The following is a 21,522-nucleotide window of genomic DNA, read 5'->3' as shown; positions in this document are numbered from 1 at the left end:
TGAAAACAAGACCAGAAAAAGAAAAACCAGAAACCAGAGCAAACTCATAAAATAATAGAACCTAAACAAGTAACAAAATCAACAAAACATTCAAATAGCACAAGTAGGTTTTTATGAAATATTCATTTCTCAGCGGACTTTTATGGGGCATTGACACTGTACTTTTGGCTGTTTTAACTACATTGTTCACGCTCGCAGGATCAAATGCACACGAAAATAGTATTTCACTTGTGATATTAACAGGAATTATTGGAGCATTACTTCACGATATTATATGCGCAATTTTCATGTGGATTTACATAAGCACACGAAAAAAATTGCATAAAACTTTTGAAATATTAAAAAATCCAAAGATTTTCATAATAATTATCGTAAGTTCTTTACTTGGCGGCCCTCTTGGAATGAGCGGATACGTTTTAGCATCAAACACTATAGGCGCAGGATACGCTGCAGCAATATCCGCACTATATCCTGCTTTTGGAGCTGTTCTTTCAGCAGTCGTATTACGAGAACGATTAAGCGCAAAAAAATATATAGCTTTCTCCTTAGCTCTTATAGCAGTAGGAATACTTGGATACTACTCTTGTAACGATGCTCAAAACACTGTAAGTTCTACAAATATCCTCAACGTATTATTAGGCTTATCTGGAGCATTTTTAAGCGTAATAGGCTGGGGCAGCGAAGCTGTTGTATGCGCTTGGGCAACTAGAAAACAAAGCATAGACGATGAAACAATCTTGCACATTCGAGAAACAACATCAGCTATTTCATACACAATAATAGCGTCAATATTATGCTTTGCATCACACATTGAAATAAGTAAAGTATTCGAATCATTGAACTTAACTACATTACCTATAATAATCGCAATAGGATTATTAGGAACAGGCTCATACTTAAGCTATTATCGCGGAATTGCACAAGTAGGAGCATCTCGTGCTATGGCAGCAAACGTCACATATGCAGTATGGGCAATGGTCGCAGCTTCGCTAATTTACCAAACAATGCCATCAATTATTGCTTGGATATGCTGCTTTACTATTATGTGCACTACGATTTTCGTAGCAAGACAATAACATGTCGAATCCACGAGCAGCATAAGGAATAATAAGCAAATAAGCAGGCAAAATATATTGCGCTTGAGCTTCCCACATAAGATACAAAACTAACATTCCGCATACAATAACGAATGAAGTTAAGTATTCACACGGAATATCACTAAGCTTTCCAAGAAGACCATTAGAAGAATCTTTTTCAAACTCAAGTCCACAAATATCTTTTTTAGAAAGCATCTTACGCTTACGCAACATAACACACAAAAATACAGCAACAAACGCTGCAAGCATAAATTGAAGAGCATCTAAGAAAGTAAATACAACAACACCTAACTTACCTTCATAAATAGAACGCAAATAACGATTCATCTTGCGACTCAATAAAGCTTGCCCACTTGTACCCCTCCACCTCCAGCTACTTGCAAGCAAAGATTCATAAGTAGGCTCTAACCACTCACTTGCGAGTTTTTTAGTAAAGAAACTCAAAGCATCAGAAGGATTATTTACAAAATGCTTAATATTATTAGCTAATCGCGTAGTAGAATCCTTCTTAATATTTTCCTTGTTATACGTTTTAACATCAAAACTAGCAGGATATCCACTATACCAACCAGGATTATTAGGGCCGATCTTTCTTACAGGATCCGTTCCCATTGCAATCCAAACAGTAGAAGGAAGACCATTTTTAGCGTTTTGATTGAAAGAGCCAGAAATAGCACTAACAGCAATATTATTGCTCATGAAACATGCAAGCGCGATCAGCACGCAAACAGCATGCTTAAATTTTTTAGATTTCAAAGCGGATATAATCCAAACAACTATCATTGCAAGAAGGCAATAAGCCATAGTTGACTTCAAAAGCATTGCAAAAAACATGCATAGCATAGATGCTATAGCTTGCCACCATAATCCAGTGCGAATATTCTTTGCATGTAATATAAGTGCTCCAAATACAAATGGCAAACAAAGAGTATTACCATACGCAAATGTTGTATAAAAAATCATTGGCAAAAACAGCGCATACAACAATAAAGACAGTAAAGTTACAGACTTATTTTTAAACAATATATTTGCGTAATATGCAATAAGAACTCCTGTAACAGCAGAGCACACAATATTCAAAACTTCAAAAATAAAATATGCGTTAGAACCAAAAGCTGCAATAAGCAATTTAATAAGAAAAGCAAGAGGCATTTGGAACGGGAATCTAGTTAGATAACCCCCCGGGCAAATAATAAAAGCCAATTGAGAAGTATCAACAGCACAATTTACAGGTGTTTGATTAGGATCCAAATAATACTTTGCTGCAGTAAACAAAAAAGCAGAATCCCATTCAGGCCATACGTTAGTAATAAGAATCCAAACAAATCCAGAAATAATCATATACGCAAAAACTACTATTGCAACAATTCGAAGATTTATCTTCTCAACAATATTTTTGCGGCGAGCGTAATAAATTAAAGCAAATATTAAAACGCTTATAATTAGCACAAAAGGAGATTGAAACCACCAAAACTCCAACTCATACTGCCCTGGAATAAGATGAGCTGAAAGAATTAAGCTTGTAACAGCTAGAGCGCTGAAAAATATTGCAGAACACCACACAACAGCATTACTAAAAAAGCGTCCGAGCATAACGCTCATATGTTGCAAACGCTCAATCATAATTTTAAACCCCTTTTATAAAGATTGCTCAATATAGTAGCGCGGACGATGTTTAGATTCTAAATAAATTTTGCCAATATAACTTCCAAGAATACCCATAGAAATCATAAGAAAACCGCCAATAAACCATATTGAACACATTAACGACGACCATCCTACAGCAATATGATTAGAAAACAGCGACACAATTACATAAACAAACATTGCTAAGCCAATAAGAATAGAAACAGAACCCATATAAGTTACTAACTTAAGAGGCTTAACAGAGAATGAAGTTATACCTTCTAAAGCAAAAGAAATCATCTTTTTCAAAGGATACTTCGAAACTCCAGCAGTTCGCTCACCGCGCTCATAATAAACTTTCCCAGTTTTAAAACCAATCATAGGAACTATTCCACGCAAGAACAAATTCACTTCGCTATATTCTGAAAGAGCATCTAAAGCAACAGCACTCATCAAACGATAATCAGCATGATTAGGCACAACTTCTGCGCCCATTGAAGCAAAAACCTTATAAAAAGCTAAAGCTGTGTTTCTCTTAAACCAAGTATCTTTTTTACGTGAAGAACGAACGCCATAAACAATCTCACAGCCTTCTTGCACAAATTTCTTAACCATTTCGTCAACAGCATTAACATCATCTTGCAAATCTGAATCCATAGAAATAGCAGCATCACAACCCTGCTCGCGCGCATACATAAGACCTGCATATAAAGCATTTTGATGACCACGATTATGAGCTAACTTAACACCGCCAAAAAGCGAAGGATTTTCGCTATTAAATGAGGCGATTAGATTCCAAGTTGAATCTTTAGAACCATCGTCTACAAAAATCACGCGACTTGAGGAACTAATAAGCTCGCAAGACACAAGATTATTGATTTTATTTTTAAGAACTTCTGCAGTTTTACTAAGACCTTCTTGTTCATTAAAACAAGGTACAACAATGTACAAAATTGGCATACTTTCTCGCGCACCGTTTAACGAAGTATTCATAATCTAGCAATCTCCAGAAACTGTATTTACAAGTAAACAGTATAGTCTAGTACAAGAATCTAAAGCCACGTAGAGAAATAAAAAACAACATTTCTGTTGATTTTGCGCCAATTTTATGGTGCTGTTGCTACTGTAGTAGCGTAAAAACACGTAAAGCATAAGTCTGGAGGACTCGTGGAACAGATTATTATACGTGTGCTTGTAGGTTTAGTTTCAATTTCTACTGTTTTTAGCATGAATATGATTGGAGCTAACAAGTCAATAAATTCAAGCATTTCTAATACTACATCTGTTGATAACGTTGGCAATGCTGATGGTATTTCTAGTTTAGAATCCAACTTAAATCAGCATAATTCATCTTCTATTACAAGTAATAATGTAGAACTTCCTAAGAAAATAAGCGCTTCTATTCCAGAAGACGCTGAAGTTATTTCTTCGAAATATGCATTTACTAAAGATGGGAAATTAAAGTCTTTAGCAACTGGAAAGACTATAACAGACAAGCGCATTATTGGTACTAAAGATCATCCTGCTGATCCGTTGAATATAACCAATGGAGAGCATTTTGAGCCTGTGAAAGTTTCTGAACTTCGTAAAACTATTGCGAAGTCTGAAAAGTCTAAGAATTCTAAAAACAATAATGTTGCGCGTGATTCTGTAAGTGATTTTGCGCAAAATTCTGTAAAAAATTCTGTGTTGCGCTCTCCTTTGCTTAAGTCTAGAAGAAATACGAATAGTACTTTAGCTAGTAATGCTGTTCTAAAGAATGGTTTCAATACTACTCATACAAATCCTTCAGGCATAGTTCGTTACATAAGCGATGTTTATAATGTTGACATTTACGGTAACTCTGAAGGTGCTTATTGGGATAAGGATTCATCTGGTAATGCAATTTTCAAGGAAGCTGACGGAACTGTGTTTGCTCGCAATGCTGCAGCTGTAATTGATGTTTCTAAGTATCAAAAAACTATCGATTGGGATAAAGTTTATACTTCTGGCGTTGATGGAGCTATTATTCGAGTAGGTTATGGATGGGATAATGGTGTTGACCCTGAAGCTCAGCGAAATATTGACGCTTGTAAACGTCTTGGTATTCCATTCGGAGTTTATCTTTATTCTTATGCACAAGATGCTCAGGATGGAGCTAATGAAGGCCGTGATTTAGTAAGGAAATTGAGAAGTTTGGGTGTAAGCCCAGATGATTTGACTTATCCTGTGTATTACGATTTGGAAAATTGGACTTGGTCTGGTCACTCTCGTCCAACTTCTCCTTCAGAGTATCAAGATATTGTGGCTTCATGGTGGAATCAATTGATTGACGCTGGATACCATAATCTTGGTGTTTACTCGTATAGGAACTATTTGCTTAATGAATTGAATTCTAAGTTTATTCATGATCGTACAAGTTGGGTTGCAAGTTATAGTTCTCGTGTTGGATTCTCTATGTCTACAAGACTTAGAGGATGGCAATACACTTCTCATGGCCACGTTGACGGTGTAGAAGGTAATGCTGATTTGAGTGCGTTCGGATTGGATGATGGAAGTCCTATTACGAGTGGGCCTTTGATGTATTTTGATAGGGTTGATGATTCTCCTGCTCAAGATTACAATGGCTGGAACGTAAGCAGATACGGTAGGCGTGAAAAGTGGAGTAGATACGGTGAGAAATTTACTTTGCAATATGAATTGCGCGATTGTTATTACAAGCATGGTGGATTCGGTCGCCTTGGAGCTCCCGTTGCCGAAGAAGAGAATATGGGCGGCGGATGGTGGCGTCAGCGTTGCGAGAATGGTGATGTTTGGACTCACGGCCGAGATAAGAAGTTTGTAATTCAGTTTGAGTTACGTGACTCCTACTACAATCACGGCGGATTCGGTCGTCTAGGCGCCCCCGTTGCCGAAGAAGAGAATATGGGCGGCGGATGGTGGCGCCAACATTGCCAACATGGCGATGTTTGGACGCAAGGAAAAGACACTAAGTACGTAATTCAGTACGAGTTACGTGACTCATATTACAAGCATGGCGGATTCGGTCGCATTGGTGCTCCTGTTGCTGATGAAGAGGATATGGGTGGCGATTGGTGGCGTCAGCGTTGCGAGAATGGTGATGTTTGGACTCACGGCCGAGATAAGAAGTTTGTGATTCAGTTTGAGTTACGTGACTCCTACTACAATCACGGCGGATTCGGTCGTCTAGGCGCCCCCGTTGCCGAAGAAGAGAATATGGGCGGCGGATGGTGGCGCCAACATTGCCAACATGGCGATGTTTGGACGCAAGGAAAAGACACTAAGTACGTAATTCAGTACGAGTTACGTGACTCTTACAACAGACATCGTGGTGCTGGTTGGCTTGGTGCTCCTGTTGCTGATGAAGAGGATATGGGTGGCGGATGGTGGCGTCAACGTTGCCAGAATGGTGATGTTTGGACTCACGGCCGAGATAAGAAGTTAGTGATTATGTTCAATCTTCGCAAAGATTATTATGCTCGCGGCGGATTTGATAAAGTTGGCGGACCTATTGAAGATGAGCGTTACGTTGGCAGAGGCTGGTGGCATCAGCGTTGCGAGAATGATGTTCTAAAAGCAAGGTAAGCATAAGTAAACTAAAACATAAATAATTTAATGGTCAGTAAGCTAATTTGCTAGTTTGCTGACCATTTTTATATACAATTAGCGCGTAAAATGTAACAAATCAATATGCAATACGCATCAATACACTTCAGCCAATAAGCAAATCAGCGACCAATCGTAAATAAATCACTCCACTTAAGGAATAAATCAGGGTTTATGTTTTGTATATCTGCAGATGGCTCAGTATGATTACTGAATACTAATAAACCAACTATTATCATAGTTACCACTGCACAAAACACAGCTGGGACATACAAACGCAAAGACGATTGCTCAGCAATTGCGCAATCTTCTTCACAAGTAACATCAAGATCTTTGCTATAAGGCTTAACTCTATGAAGCATACTCATTATTGCAATCAAAATGAATATAATAATTGAATCGCAATAATAGCGGTACAAATTACCACCCAAACAGTAGTTAAGATACAGCAGCAAGAATGATGCTACTAATCCAACAACTGTCATAATATACTCAATTTTTTGCATAAACTTACGTCTTAATGTAAACAGCCACCAGAAAAGTGGAATCATCATAAGACCGAAAATCATATGCGTGTAGAAAGAATTTCCATAACCCTGATTATTTGCCCAAGGTATAGAGATATATGGGAAATTTTCCGAAATATTAAAAGGTTTTAAGAAATAATTAAGGATAATATCGCGAACCTTAGTAGGATCAAAAGATTTACTATTAAACCGCAAATCGAAATTAGTAAGCTGCTCTTCATTTCCAAAATTAAAGAAAGACTTAAAACGCAAGTAATTATAAGTTAATATTCCAGATACGCCTACAATTGCAGGCACAAGGAAGCTTGAAGCTGCAGCAACGCGATTTAAAATACTTCGTTTTACATCAAATAATAGCGCAATAAATAATGGCGCTATAAAAGCAACGACAGGAATGCACGCGTTTGGCCTAGATCCGCATTGCAAAGCAAGACTTATGCCAGCTAGTGCAAAAAGCGCATATCCAGCACACGGACGGACCGCATGAAGCCGCACAGCTTTAAGAGAAGCATATAAGAATAAGACTCCAAACAGTATTGCACTAAGAAGCGGAATATAGTAAAGGGATGCTGAGGATTGCAAGTAGAAGATTAAGCATCCGAATGGGAAAGCTGCTGCAGCAAGCAAAAACAGGCAGTAATTGGCGCGTATTGCAAAGAATTCAACAGCTTCTTTAAGAAGCGCGAACATAGACGGAATAATCGCAACCGCAAATATTGTAACAACTAATACTGCAGAAGGAACTGCATGTGGGAATATCAGATTAAAAGGCACGTAAGTGAGCAAGAACGGCACTATACCAAAGTAGCAATAGTAATGATTATTGTGGAACACCACATCCCAAGGTATATACACTCCTTTAGAGCCCAAGTACATGCGCTCACCCCAACTAAACGGGTTTGTGGATTCTACTAATTCTTTAGGTGGCTGCTGCAGAAGAGCAAAAGAGTTTGATTTCCAAGCTTTAAGCTGCTCAGTGTACGGATTTCCGTTGACACGATCATATAAGTCAGACGGAAATGGCACTCGTATGCCATGACCACGGTACACAACAAAGCACAGGTAGAGCGAGAATCCCATAAGCATTACGCACAGTGCCCAAAAAACTATATTTTGTACAAGATTGTGGCGATCATAGTTAAGCAAATACCACTTTTTCTTGTATACCAAGAATATAAGCGAACTTGCAACGAAAAGTACTGCCCACATTCCAAAGTTTACGTGCAGCACAAAAGGCGGATTTACCGTAACAGCTTTGAGTGTGAAAGGAGCTCCTGTTTGATTAAAATGCAGCTTAGCTTTGTACGCAGTTCCGTGACTTTCAAAACGAAGAACTCTAGTATTGTGCTTTCCGGTAGACATTTGGAAAGAATCCGCTAGAGTGTACGCGTTTGGAGCTATGCCAAAGTCCTCAATTTCCAACGTGCCAGTGACGAAAGTTGACGGCTTTTCTTGCTGCAACTCGATTTTTAAAGCTTTAGTATTTTCGTTAATTCCGCTTAATATTACATCTGCTCCCGAATTTGGGATAGAAATGGAATTGCCGATAATTTGCGCTTGTTCTCTGTTATTTTTTTCACCGGTTCGCTCGTTGTAACTGCTTAAATCCGGTATGATTGCTTTGCTTAAGACAAGAGGTTTTTGCACGTAATTACGTGAGCTGTATGCAAGGTACAGGTTGCTGAAAAATGCGATTGCAATAAGACCAGTTATTACAAATATTGTTACAAATGGTAATATTTTTCGTATTGCGGCATTTTTTTCTAGAAATTTTTCCAAAATTTTTTGCAATTCCGTATTCCTCATAAACTATAAATTCTTTACACCCTTTGATATGCAAGTATATTGCAAACGCATGATGAATGAATGTAAATATCAAAAACGAGTTAAAAAGATATAAACCAAACACTATATGAGAAAAACTATAAAATAAAAAGAATTTAACTGAATCACTAATAACTATTAGAACAAATAGATTCAATTGCACACATTATTTGCACATTTAGCCTATTTCTAAGACGTAGGAACAGGCGAAGAACATTGATATATCAACTCTCCTCAAGTGGAGCGGACGACGGGAATCGGACCCGCGTAATCAGTTTGGAAGACTGAGACTCTACCATTGAGCTACGTCCGCAATCATCACACTTTACTTCACAGCAAAATGGCGACTCGTCTAATTATACAGGTACTTAAGACATATAACAAATAGAATTGTTATAACACGCCAAAATACACTAAACAAACGCTTGCAACACTCACAATTTACTATAATTATCCGCAAATCTAACTCTAAATGCCCTAACTTTTATTTACCAATCAACTTCTATTCAAACACTATGCAAATCCTATAAAATTTCTAAAATAACAACCACAGACGCAAGCGCACAATCACTTTTAACATCTCCATCATGAGATAACGATATATGCCATTTTACGTTTTCATAAGATTGCAATTTTAACGATTCTACAAGTTTTTCTTTTACTTCACTCGAAAGATGTATGCTAGGGCAACCATGGGAGTCACTAAGAATTTCAATCTGATTCCATGGAGTGTTATCTAAAGTATATGGATATTTTGCTTCAAAAGCTCCAAGTGCTTCACACCAAGCTTTTATAACAGATTCTTTACCAGCCCAACGTGCAGCAATATGTATAGCTTCATTATCATGCTTACATTTCGCGATTATTGAACACTGTCGAAGTTCTCGAGTAGAAAATAGCGCACGCCAACCATTGCTTACGCTCATTTGCTCAGCAAATTGCGAAACATTAACAATATCGTGTCCAAGTCCTGCAATCATACAAACCATCTTCCTGAGAAATCACAGCGATTCGCCAGGATTTGTGCTCCAGTCAAAAGGCTCTTCAACAAGATAGTACGCGTTCGAATCATCTGGAGCTGGCGCAAAAGGCACTGCACGTCCTTGATAAGTAGGAACAAAAGGATTAACAAAATCACCTTTTGGCAAATCTTTGCGTGTTTCTTTATAAAGGTCAGAATCCCTTCGCAAAATAAACGGACGCTTTAAATCTGGTTTGCGTGTAGGCTTTCCAACGAAATATCCACTATTTAAAAGCTCATCGAACTTCGCTCCAACAGGTACTATTACCATAAAATCTCGCATCGTGTAATAATATCCAATACCTTTACCTGGATCATTGTCAATTCTTGCTTGCTCATAAGAATCAGTAGGAGCCTCAGTATATTTCCCGTTCAAACATGTAACTCCTGAACCCCAAATAGGAACATCTTGATTGCCACATTGCACAATAGCGCCTCCAGAATACAGCTCTACAGCACCAGTATCGCCGGAAATAAGATGATTCCTCATCATTGAACTATTTTTAATATTCTTATCAAATACAGCGTAATCCGTAGGATCTTGACCTCCAGAATTCAAATCAAGAATACTCTTATTATCTATATAACCCATGCTATCTAAATCAGATACTCTTCCGTCTGTATCATCAAAATCTACTGGAATAAGACTCCTAATATTTCGTTCTTCTACGAATTGTTCATTGCGCATACGATGCGGAACAAGAGTTATGCATTTACCGCTATTCGTACACCATTTGCCAACAAAAGAGCCTGCACGTTGCACAAGATAAGCCGTTTCGTCACCAAGATTCATTGGTTCAGTTACAACATCTTTTGCTTTAGATGCGTCAACTCCATAGTAAAGCGTTACTTCTTTAGGATTTCCTTTAGTGCCTAAAGCAGGGTAAGCACCAACAATTTTGCCAAAATATTTTGGCGATGAAAACTTCGGGCGAAGATCCACACTAAAAGGCTTAGAAGACAGCATATCCTTAGCTTTGTCTCTATTTAACCCAAACAAATCAACTGGAACACCATCGCACTTTTCACCAACAGCAATATTTATTACACCGTCTTTGCCAACAGCGTTTCCAGGAAGTGGACTAGACGCAACAATCTTATCTGCTGAAGAATCAGTTACAGGAACTCGATGGAGCTTAACTGGAACACCCATCGACTTAACAATTTTTGAAGCTTGACTTAAATTCTCTCCAACAACTCCCCTAGCTGGAACACCAGGACCTTTAGATCTTATAATTTTCACAACTTTTCTAGTTGACACTTTCGAACCAGGCTTAACATTCGCATATCTAAGGAAGTTTCCACGTTTCGATGCACTAAACTCATCAATAATCTTCGTGCGAAAACCCTTATTTTCCAAGGATTTCGCAACGCTATCAGCGCTATCGCCAGATTTCGCTTCAGGAATTAGCACCGAATTTGCGCTTGAAGAATTAGTGCCAGAAGTTCTATTTTTAGCAAAATACCAAATCGAACCAGCTAAAACAAGTACAACTGTGAGCACAACACTAACAAGAATAATCACAACACTTTTGCGATTTTTAAGATTTTGCTTATTGCTGTGATTGTCATACGAAGTTGACTTATTAGAAGTATTGAATTCAGTAGAAGTATTCGGATTGTTAGATTCATTAAAAGTATTCAGATTGTTTGATTCAGTAGAAGTATTAGGATTGTTAGATTCATTAAAAGCATTCGGATTTGCATATTTAGTTGGAATAGCTAAATTACTTGGATTATTCGCGATATCTGATTCTTGATATTTAAAAGATTGCGTTTCTGCTTTCGAATCCACATCATCTTCAACAGCAAATCCACAAAAACAGCAGAAATTATCACCTTCGTCAATCTTATTTCCGCAATTTATACAAAACATCTAAACCTTCTATCGCAAGTAACAATCCCATTTACAAAACTAAACTTACTCTTTACCAATAGAGCTTACTATATTATTTTATTTTTCAAACACCTAAGCAACAATAACAAAAACATGCGGATTTTATTATTAAGCTGCACTTCATAAAAAAGCTTGCTAAAGCTGAAAGCATAATATGCTTAAAACCTTAGCAAGCTCAATAATCACGCTGAAATTAACTTATAAAATCAACTTAAAAAAAAAATCAACTTAAAAATCAGCAGTAGTAACCATCCGCGTTAAGGCGAGCGTCAGGATTAAGCAACATCGCCTTTTCAGCTTCATGTCCGTTGTAGCGAGTTCCATCAGCCATACGAGTACCATCCTTAAGCAAGTGACGATTTTCAACTGGTTCAAACAGTTCAACACGTCCCATCATGCCTTCTTGCAAATGCCTCTGACCTGCTGCCAAACGCGCGTTAGCACGATTGCGCCACTCTTCTAATGCATCTACACCACAAGTAGCCGCCACAGCTGACTCAAATGCGCCAGGGTGCACAAGAGCCACAAATCCACTTACGTGACCAAAGCCTAGAGAAGTAGCGAGCGCAGCCTTTATTGAAGTGCAACCAACACGCATTGGCTTACGCAACCACACCATGTGATCGTCACGCTCAAGAGCAGGATCTACGCAATCAAGCGACATATTTCCAGGAATTACTCCTGTTCTAAACAGTTGAGTTAAACCGTTGATTTGGAATATGCACGCACCACCTTTTGCGTGACCAGTCAGCGTCTTCTGACTGATTACGAACAGAGGATTTCCCTCCGTGCGCCCGATTGCATGAGCTAAAGTATTGTGCAACTCAGATTCATTCGGATCATTTGCGTTCGTAGACGTATCGTGTTTAGAAACAACAGCAATATCGTCCGGAGTAACACCTAAAGCTGCCAAATCGCGCACAAGCTTAGATTTAGCTCCACCCATTCCTGCAGCTAAAGCACCCAATCCAGGAGCTGGAATCGAAGTGTGAATACCATCAGCGTAAGAATGAATGAAACCAACTACTCCAGCAACAGGCAATCCAAGCTTTAATGCAATATCTCCTCGAGTTATGAGAATCGTACCGCCGCCTTGAGATTCAAGGAATCCTCCGCGTCTACGATCATTTGCTCTAGAGAAGAATCGTGGATCTATGCCTTTTGCATACATTTCTTCACTATTTGCTGTAGCGTTCATATTGCCGAAGCCAACTACGGACTCAACGCCGATGTCGTCAATAGCACCTGTAACAACGAAATCAGCTTTACCAAGCGCTATTTTATCAACGCCTTCTTCGAGCGAAACCGCTGCAGTTGCGCAAGCAGATACTGGCTGAATCATATTTCCATATCCACCAATATATGTTTGCATCACGTGAGCAGCAACAACGTTTGGTAGCGCTTCTTGCAACACATCTGTCGGAATTTCGTGGTTAAGGAAACGATCCAAATACAGCTTGCGCATAGAACTCATGCCGCCGAATCCTGTACCTTGAGTTGAAGCAACCATTGACGGATGCACTGATTGCAAAATTTCAGAAGGCGTGAAACCGGCAGAAATGTAAGCGTCCACGGTTGTAACAATATTCCACAACGCAATTGTGTCTACACTTCCAACCATAGATGCTGGAATACCCCACTTAAGTGGATCAAATCCCTTAGGGAATTGTCCGCCAACTGTTCTAGTCATTGCAGCACGGCGAGGAACACGAATTACAGATCCAGATTTACGAGTTACAATCCATTCTCCAGACTCATCATCACGAGAAATCTCAGTATTAGATTCATCAAGAGATACGTATTCTCTAGCGATTTGTTCTGTTGGAACATTAAAGCTAACATCATGGTCAAGGAAAATCTCTGCTTCTTCCTCATTAGCTCCATCTTTATAATCGCCACCCATACCGGTTTCAAATGGACGAATACCTGAGCGAGCCACTACTTCATCACGATACTTTTCAGCAATGTCAGCTTCTGGAACAAGCGTTCCTTCGCAATCGTACCAACCCGGCTTTGGAGAATCTTGCCAAGTAAGCAATCCCATATTCCAAGCTAATTCAAGTACCGCTCCTGCAGAAAGCTCCACAGAACCATCTTCTTGAATTCCAAGCTCCGCTTCAAATCTTGTACGTCCAGATCCCCACGGTCCAAGCTCTCCAACAGAAACGATTACAATCTCATCTTCTGGACGCGCTGTTACGTTCTTCCAATCATCTAGATTGACACGTGGCTGAGAAGGTACGTAAGGAGTTGGCAACGCTTTATTAGTTGACTTTGAAGATGCATTATTCTCATCATCTTTAGTTGCATTATCTGAATTGCCACCATTATTAGCTTGAGCAGCCAAACGTTGATCCTCTAATGCTTCAGCACGAAGAGCATTCAAATCAAGAGGTTCTTTACCTAATCCTCCAGTAAGATCTACGTCTAGCGGAGCTATTAGAGCCTGCTCGCGCGATTCTTTTGTGCACAAATCAAGCAAGCGATTTGCCATCTCTTTAGTTGAGTAAGTTGTAAGACCATGACGCTCAACAACATCTACTAATGGATCGTTTCCACCCATTAAGCCAGTGCCACGAACCCATCCAATCTTAGGATGTGCGAAAGTTACGCGATTCGACCACACGCTTTCAGCATGCGCACGATTAACAATCGCATCAAACGCACTCTTAACTTCGCCATAAGCTCCATCTCCACCAAACATACCGCGATTTGGAGAACCAGGCAAAACAACGTGCATACGATGTTGTACATCTGTATCAGCTCCAATTTGAGCAAATCCTGCAATAGCACGCTCAACGCCCCAAAGCATAAGCCTTGATTGAGATTCGAAAAGCGAACCAGAATCAGCCAAAGTTCCATGAACCGGAGGAGCTGCAAATGGGAAGAACAAGCTAGGCTCATAAGCTGGCTTCAAAATAGTTGTTTTTGCACCGCTAACCTTCTTAGAAACAGTGCCAACCCACTTTACAAGCGCATCAACATCACGATAACTAGATAAATTAGCTGGAACAAGCCACAGTTTCGAGCCCTTGGAAGCATATTGACGATAAGCTTTCTTCGCCCACGCTTTTACACTCGGCTTAAAACTGTGAGATGTTGCAATAACAGTAGCTCCACCTGCAAGAAGACCTGTAACTACTTGAGCAGCAATCGAAGAAGGAGCAACTCCTGTAACAACTGCTACATCTGACGCAAATCGAGTTTGAGATTCGCTATCATCTTGAGCACAAGACGCATCATATACGCTTGTTCTAGCATCCTTAGATATCTTCTCGAATATTGCAGATAAATTATTTAGACATTTTTCTTTAGATTTCTTTGCAAACCAATCAGCTTCAGCAGCAACAGAAGATCCTGCACCTAAGAATTTACCAATGTTATTTAATATTCCTGCAACATCACTTGGATCTACATCATTAGCAGAAGACGCATTGTTATCACCTAAAGCATATTCGTAATACAAACGCGCAACATCTTCACGAGCAGATGCCCAACGGTCATCGAAAAGTATAGCTTTACGCTCATCAAATCGAGGAGCTACCTGCTTTGGCCAATCCGCACCAAGCTCAGATTCAACAGCTTCAACAACAGCAGCGTTTTCATCTTCTCCATTTTCAACTTTAGGAGCCTCTACTCCAAGCTTTGCTAACACGAATTTAGCTGTTGCAGCAAGAACACCATCACTACCAACAACACGTTGCGCAAAAGCATCAAGAGCAGCAGAATCAACTACAGCACCACCAGCAGAACCAGATGCACCAGGCTTAGATATAGATACACCATTAGCGCGAGCAACCTGCTCAATTGCAGCATCAATTAAAGCATCAGCTGCAGCAACATTCTTCGCCGGCTGCGTTGAAATCTGAGCAAGGTTTTCACCTCTAACACTCGCTCCTTCACGCGTTTGCAAAACCAATGCAGCAAGAACGTGAGCACGCCAACCGTCACCCAAGTGCCAAACTTCGCTAATACGCTTGTCAACTTGAGCTGGTTTCACGCCTGCAGCTCCGAAAAGCGCGCGTAAACGTTCACGAACAATATCTGAAAGCACTGCACCGAATGCCTTGTAACGAGGAGCAACAGAATTAACCAACTTACGCAATGCGCTCATTGGAGCTTCAGCAGCACCGTCAACACTAGCAACACCAAGCTCGGAGCTAATGTCCATAAGAAGCTGGTTTCTTCGAGAAGATACTCCATTTGTAAGAGTATCAGTGGTATCAGTATCTCCAATTTGATCAATGCGAATCTTTGCGCTATAAGCAATAAGCATTGAGATTGCGTCAGACGCTTTGAAAGGCAAGTCTTCTACAGGTCCACTTGATGCAGGAGCAGCAGAAGTAGTAGCAGCAGCAGGAGCAGGAGCTTGAGCTTGAGCTGAAGTAGCAGAAGCAGACGACTCAGTAGCAGCCGGCACAGAAGCAGGAGCTGCGTCTTGACTATCTTCTTCATCAAAACTTTGTGGAACAAGAGAATCAGTGTCAGTCATATACACTCGACCTTCATCTCTGCCAACATTATAAACTGTGACCTTTTCACCGCTAAAATCAGGCAAAGCTAGAGTTTTAGCGCCAAGATTTGCCAAAGTAGGAGCATTACCTAAACCAACTTCAACATATTCTTCAACACCAAGTCCACCACGAGCGCGATCAGCAAACATAAGAGCTTGCGTTTCAATCCATCGAACTGGAGAAGCAAATTGCCATGAAAGCAATTCCGTAAGAAGTAATCTACCTAATTTTTGTTCATCTTCAGCATACGACTTCCAAGTATTTTCATCCTCTAAAGCAGCCTCAATACGCTCGGAAGGAACAACGTCTAAAATCTTCTGCGCAAATTCACGAGTCAACTCGAAAGGCACAGCTACCAAATTAGGAATATATCTTCCAACTAAACGTGAATAGTCAATATTGCTTGGAAGCAAAGAATCAAGCTTATCGCGGAATTCCGGCACACCCTTTCGAAGAATGCGAGAGTGGAATGGTACATCAATTCCAGGAACAAACATGAATGGAGGTTTACCACCATATTCTTTTGCACGCTTAGATGCGTCTGAAGCCAAAGCTTTCAAACCTTTGATTGTTCCAGCAACAGCATATTGTTGACCAGCCAAATTATAGTTTACAATTTGCAAAAATTCGCCAGTTTCCTTAGCAATACCGTCAACATAAGCTTTTACTCCGCTATCATCCACGCCGAATTGGTTAGGACGAAGAGCACCCATGCGATAATTTGAACGACCTTGAGAATCTCGATCAATCAAATGATGCATTGTAGAGCCACGATGGAACACTAATTCCAACACTGTTTCAAGTGGAATAATTTGAGCGAAAGAGCTTAAAGCATTGTATTCACCAAGAGAATGCCCAGCGAAATATGCAGGCCAAATATCGCATCCAGATTCACGCAATCTTGCCGTTTGAGCAAAAGCTACAGTTGCAAGAGCAACTTGCGTAAATTGAGTTAAGTTAAGCAATCCTTCAGGATGACGATACGTCACTCCATGAGCAGTAAGTTCTTTTGGATTATCGCGCACAACAGCAAGGATTGAGAATCCAAGCTTTTCACGAGTGAGCTTGTCAGCACGCTCCCAAGTTTCACGTACTGCTGGTGATTTTGCACGCTCATCCAAAGACATACCTTGCTTCTGAATGCCCTGACCAGGATATACGAATGCTGCACGAGGAGCACGAGTTAACGCACTTGCTTTAGAAACAATTTGACCTGCAACTTTGCAAGTAACCTCCAAAGCAAGTCCACCACGGCGGACCTTTCCTACTCTCTCAACAGTTATTTCAACTTCATCATCTAGCTGAACCATGCCATACATGTTGTATGACCATCCGATTAGTTCATAACGCGCGCCTTTTGCATCAACTGCTTGAGCAACATGCTGAGCAGTTGCAGAAAGCCACATTCCATGAACTAGAGGAGCAGAAAGTCCAGATATTGCAGCACCACGCTTAGAAGTATGAATTGGATTGAAATCTCCAGAAGTACGCGCAAAAGCTGTCATATCATGAGGAGCTCGAACAGTAACTCTTCGAAGCGCTCTGCGTGGAGTATCTTCGATCTCATATCCATGCAATGAAGCAGCGTCACCGTATTCAGCAGCTGGAGTTGGTAGCGCATTACTGAAGCTACGTCCACGAATAGCAAAACGCTCAGTTTCATGTGCAAGACGCGTTCCGTCAGCAGCTGTATGAATTACATGAATTGTTACAACACGACCTGACGCAGACTCAGAATACTGTTCTGCCCAGCCAAGCAAGTTAATTCGCTTGCCTACGTAATTACTAAAATCAGAAGCATCAATATCAAGCTCAACTAAATGATCTAAATGAACAGCATTTAGTAAGCCTTCAATAATCGGATAACCGTCAACCAGCACTGAACCAAGAGCAGAGTAAATAGTTGGCCAAGCAGGTCCAACTAAAGCATCTGGAACGATTCGAGATGCCTTTAAGCCATCAGGAAGACGACCTGCTGTAGCAGATTCATGATCTATTCCAAGATTGCGAGAGAAAGTATAAGATGAACGAACTAAGCCAAACGGAGAATCAGAATAACCTTCTGCAATCAAATCTGAATTCAGCTTTGATCCTTCACCATTTGTTTCAACTTTTGGCATTTTCTCAAGCACATCGCCAGTAATAGCAGTATTTCCAATACCTGCAGTAGCAGCAAGCATATTGTAAACATGCTCAGGCAGTCGATCTCGATCTACTACAGGAATACTTCCAGCGCGTGAAGAATCAACAATCAGCGGGATAACAATATCACGCACAGCATGCTTAGGAGCAGAAGATTTATCATTTGGATTTGATGCAATCTTGTTAGCCGATTTATTAGATGACTTATTTGATTTATCAAAATCATTAGAATTTTGATTATCCCAGAAAGTGTCTAACTTAATATCCAAATCAAGCTTAATTAGATTATTTTTCTCATCAAGAACACTAATAACATAATTTTCATCGTTAATATTAGTGCCATAAGCTGGATTAGAAGTCACATGACCAATCCAAGAAATATTAGGGCATGCGCGCACGTATGCCTCAACATCTTTTGAATCATCAATTTGGCTGAAAGCAATCTTATTTACTTCAAAATTCTTTTCTGCATCTCTTGCACTACCCTTTGCACTACCCTTTGCAATACTCTTTGAGCTATTATCAACACCTAGAGCTTCTGCACGTTGCATCATAGCTGATTCAAATCGAGCAAGTATATTTGCAACAGGCTCATCCATAGTAGTAATTCCAGATACAGAAATAGGTCCAGGAATTACGCGAACAGCATCAGCCGAGTAGCGAGAATCTTCCGATTGCCAAAGTTGATCTTGTCCCCACCAACGCAATAAATCGTTATCAATAACAGGCACAAATGGCATTGGCTTTGGATATTCGCGAACCAAAGTTGGGAACCATGCTGCATCCATTGGAACAACGTTAAGTTCACGCGCTTTAGACAATACTTTCAGCAAAGAATCCAATGCATCTTGAGGATGCTCGCTAACTTCTGCTCTAGATGGCAAAGTTGAAGTAAACTCACCGGAATCTTGGCTCACTAAACGAGCTTCAATACGTTGAAGCAAATGCAAATAGCGATCCGCGTAAGTAGGATCAACCCAAGGATAAGCCAAATCAAGGAATCTTTGCGCAAACTGAGCATAAGTCATTGTTTCAACATCACCAAAATAAGGCTTAGCAGTAGCATTAAGAGCAGATATAACTTCATCACGGCGAGTTTCAAGCTCTTCTGGATGCTTCATCATATGCACGAGCAAACGCCCGCATTTAGCAGATGAATTTTCAAGTTCGTAAATATCTGCATGCAAATGACTCAAACCACTTGTAACTCCACCAATTACACCACCTGATGGAACCCAACGCTCTCCCATTGGAGCAAATGGATCATCATCAAAACCTTCAACACTAGATGCTTTAGGAGCTACAATTCCAGGAGTTTCAACAAGCATACGCTTTACTTCAGGACTTGTATGTGCTTCTTTTGCTGTCATTGCTGCAGTTCCAATCATCACAGCATCAACAGGCATATTTGGCAAACCATAATCATTCGCCCACTCGCCGGAAATATAATCCGCAGCGCGAGCAGGAGTACCAATTCCACCGCCAGCAACAAGAACTAAATTATCGCATTCGCGAACTTGAGCGTACGTGCTTATAAGCAAGTCATCAAGCGATTCCCAAGAATGGTGTCCGCCTGCAGATCCACCTTCAACTTGCGCAATAATCATAGATGGCGAAACAGCTTTAGCAATACGTATAACTTGTCGAATCTGATTAACAGTACCAGGCTTAAATGCAACATACGGGAATCCGTCAGCATGCAAAGAAGACACTAATTCTTTTGCTTCATCTATTTCTGGAATACCTGCAGAAATTACAACACCATCAATTGGAGCACCAGATTGACGTTTTTTAGACACAATGCGCTTAGAACCAAATTGTAAATTCCACAAATAACGGTCCATAAACATTGCATTAAATTCCACAGTAGCGCCTTCATTAAGCTGCTTTTCTAGGGAATCCATATGCCTATCGAATACTTCAGAAGTAACTTGACCGCCGCCTGCAAGTTCAGCCCAGTATCCAGCATTTGCAGCTGCTGCAACAATTTCTGGCTCAACAGTTGTTGGAGTCATTCCAGCAAGCAATACAGGAGCTTTACCAGTCAACTTACTAAACTTAGTAAGAACTTTACGACCAGCAGGAGTTTCAATAACACGAGGTGCAAAATCAGCCCAGCATCCACTACGCTCTGGAGCACAATCCAATGTAGAAAGATTTGCGCGAGAATTAACGCTAGACGCTTCGACTACACCAGCGCCTGTTCCTTGAACAAGCACACTAGTTAGCTTACCAAGCACTTCCCCAGGACCCATATCTAGAATCCAAAGAGTGCGAGTTTCAGTGTTTTCAAGCACATTTTTAACAATCTCAGACCAATCAACAGCCTTAACTAAAACTTCATCAGCCAAAGAACGCACTATTTCTACGTTCAATCCAGCTTCCATAGCCCAATTTTCAGCCTGCAAAACTGCAGCTTCCATCATTTGAGAATGGAATGGAACTGTTACATCCAAATATTCGGCTACAGGAGAGAAAACAGCTCCACCACGCACTTTCATTTCACGCAATTTTTTAGAACGCTTAGCTTCTTTTTGCGCTTCATTTGCAACAGATTCCATATCTTCCGGATATCCAGAAAGAACTACATGATTTCTAGAATTCTTAACAGCAATTGATATAGCGCCCTTCGTTCTTTCAACTCGTGCAATCAAAGCTTTAGCTTGCTTTTCAGTCACGCCTTTAAGTGAAAGCATTGGAGTTAAATCGCCATCTCCAGAGATTTCAAGCATACGCGATTCGCGATCTCCAGCAGATCCAATTATATAAGCGCAAGCAAGCAACTCCTCTATTTGCGCACGAGCTTTCTGCCAAGATCCAGATTTAATACGAGCTTCAACCATTCTAGCTGCAATCACACCTTGCGAATGACCAAGTACAGCATATGGCTTATTAACTTCAAAGTTATAACCGAGATTAGTTAAATCTAAAACCGCTCCCAATTGCGCTAAAGCGATTCCAGGCACACTTAATTGAGCATCAGATGCATGAATATGCTTATTTTCGATTGCATCAAAAACATTCATATCTCCACCGGCATTAGCCAATAATTCTGCATAAATTGGAGATAATAACGCTTTTGCACCATTTTCATAACGGTGAAGTTCAGCGTCTAATTCAGCATCCTTGCACAATGAAGAAAGGCATTCAACCCATGGTGTTGATTGCCCGGCGAAAGCGAGCACATGAGGATCTTTAGCAAGGCGATCGAAAAAGTATGTTGTCATGATATTTCCTTCTCGTTTATATCTGATGTATATCTTTTATA

General features: G+C 40.2%; 8 protein-coding genes and 1 tRNA gene. 2 read left to right on the top strand and 7 right to left on the bottom strand.

All coding sequences use genetic code 11. The features are described 5' to 3' along the window. Positions 1-113: 113 nt before the first annotated feature. Complete coding sequence (locus tag HXT27_RS03080; RefSeq protein WP_103042819.1) at positions 114-1,076, top strand: DMT family transporter; 963 nt, start codon at positions 114-116, stop codon at positions 1,074-1,076. On the opposite strand, the gene HXT27_RS03075 is transcribed toward HXT27_RS03080, so the two are convergent. After that, complete coding sequence (locus HXT27_RS03075) at positions 1,011-2,720, bottom strand: glycosyltransferase family 39 protein (RefSeq protein ID WP_103042818.1); 1,710 nt, start codon at positions 2,718-2,720, stop codon at positions 1,011-1,013. The genes HXT27_RS03080 and HXT27_RS03075 overlap by 66 nt on opposite strands. A 15-nt stretch (positions 2,721-2,735) precedes the next feature. Next, positions 2,736-3,716 (bottom strand): glycosyltransferase family 2 protein, encoded by a 981-nt coding sequence (locus HXT27_RS03070; RefSeq protein ID WP_075523487.1) that lies wholly within the window; start codon positions 3,714-3,716, stop codon positions 2,736-2,738. A 174-nt stretch (positions 3,717-3,890) separates the two neighbouring features. Between HXT27_RS03070 and HXT27_RS03065 the strand changes: the two genes are divergently transcribed. Continuing rightward, a complete protein-coding gene (locus HXT27_RS03065) occupies positions 3,891-6,308 on the top strand; it encodes a GH25 family lysozyme (RefSeq protein ID WP_233186083.1) in 2,418 nt (805 codons plus the stop codon). Positions 6,309-6,451: 143 nt separating this feature from the next. On the opposite strand, the gene HXT27_RS03060 is transcribed toward HXT27_RS03065, so the two are convergent. The 5 genes from HXT27_RS03060 to HXT27_RS03040 all read right to left on the bottom strand — a co-directional run bounded on the left by HXT27_RS03060 (position 6,452) and on the right by HXT27_RS03040 (position 21,481). Then, the gene (locus HXT27_RS03060) at positions 6,452-8,647 is read right to left on the bottom strand and encodes a hypothetical protein (protein ID WP_103043244.1); all 2,196 of its coding nucleotides are present in this window, start codon (positions 8,645-8,647) and stop codon (positions 6,452-6,454) included. A gap of 272 nt (positions 8,648-8,919) precedes the next feature. Then, a tRNA-Gly gene (locus HXT27_RS03055) sits at positions 8,920-8,993 on the bottom strand. Between the two features lie 211 nt (positions 8,994-9,204). After that, positions 9,205-9,660, bottom strand: coding sequence for a holo-ACP synthase (locus tag HXT27_RS03050; protein ID WP_103042817.1), 456 nt, complete (start codon positions 9,658-9,660; stop codon positions 9,205-9,207). 21 nt (positions 9,661-9,681) lie between these two features. Continuing rightward, positions 9,682-11,577 carry a PASTA domain-containing protein gene (locus HXT27_RS03045; RefSeq protein WP_146024444.1) on the bottom strand — a complete coding sequence of 632 codons (1,896 nt, stop codon included), beginning with the start codon at positions 11,575-11,577 and terminating at the stop codon, positions 9,682-9,684. 256 nt (positions 11,578-11,833) lie between these two features. Beyond that, positions 11,834-21,481 carry a type I polyketide synthase gene (locus HXT27_RS03040; RefSeq protein WP_103042816.1) on the bottom strand — a complete coding sequence of 3,216 codons (9,648 nt, stop codon included), beginning with the start codon at positions 21,479-21,481 and terminating at the stop codon, positions 11,834-11,836. Positions 21,482-21,522 lie beyond the last annotated feature (41 nt).

Origin of the sequence: Gardnerella bivia, from assembly GCF_049262715.1 — a bacterium.
GTDB lineage: Bacteria > Actinomycetota > Actinomycetes > Actinomycetales > Bifidobacteriaceae > Bifidobacterium > Bifidobacterium vaginale_A.
The sequence above is the reverse complement of the archived record's forward strand: the minus strand, read 5'-3'. Positions and strand labels throughout refer to the sequence as shown.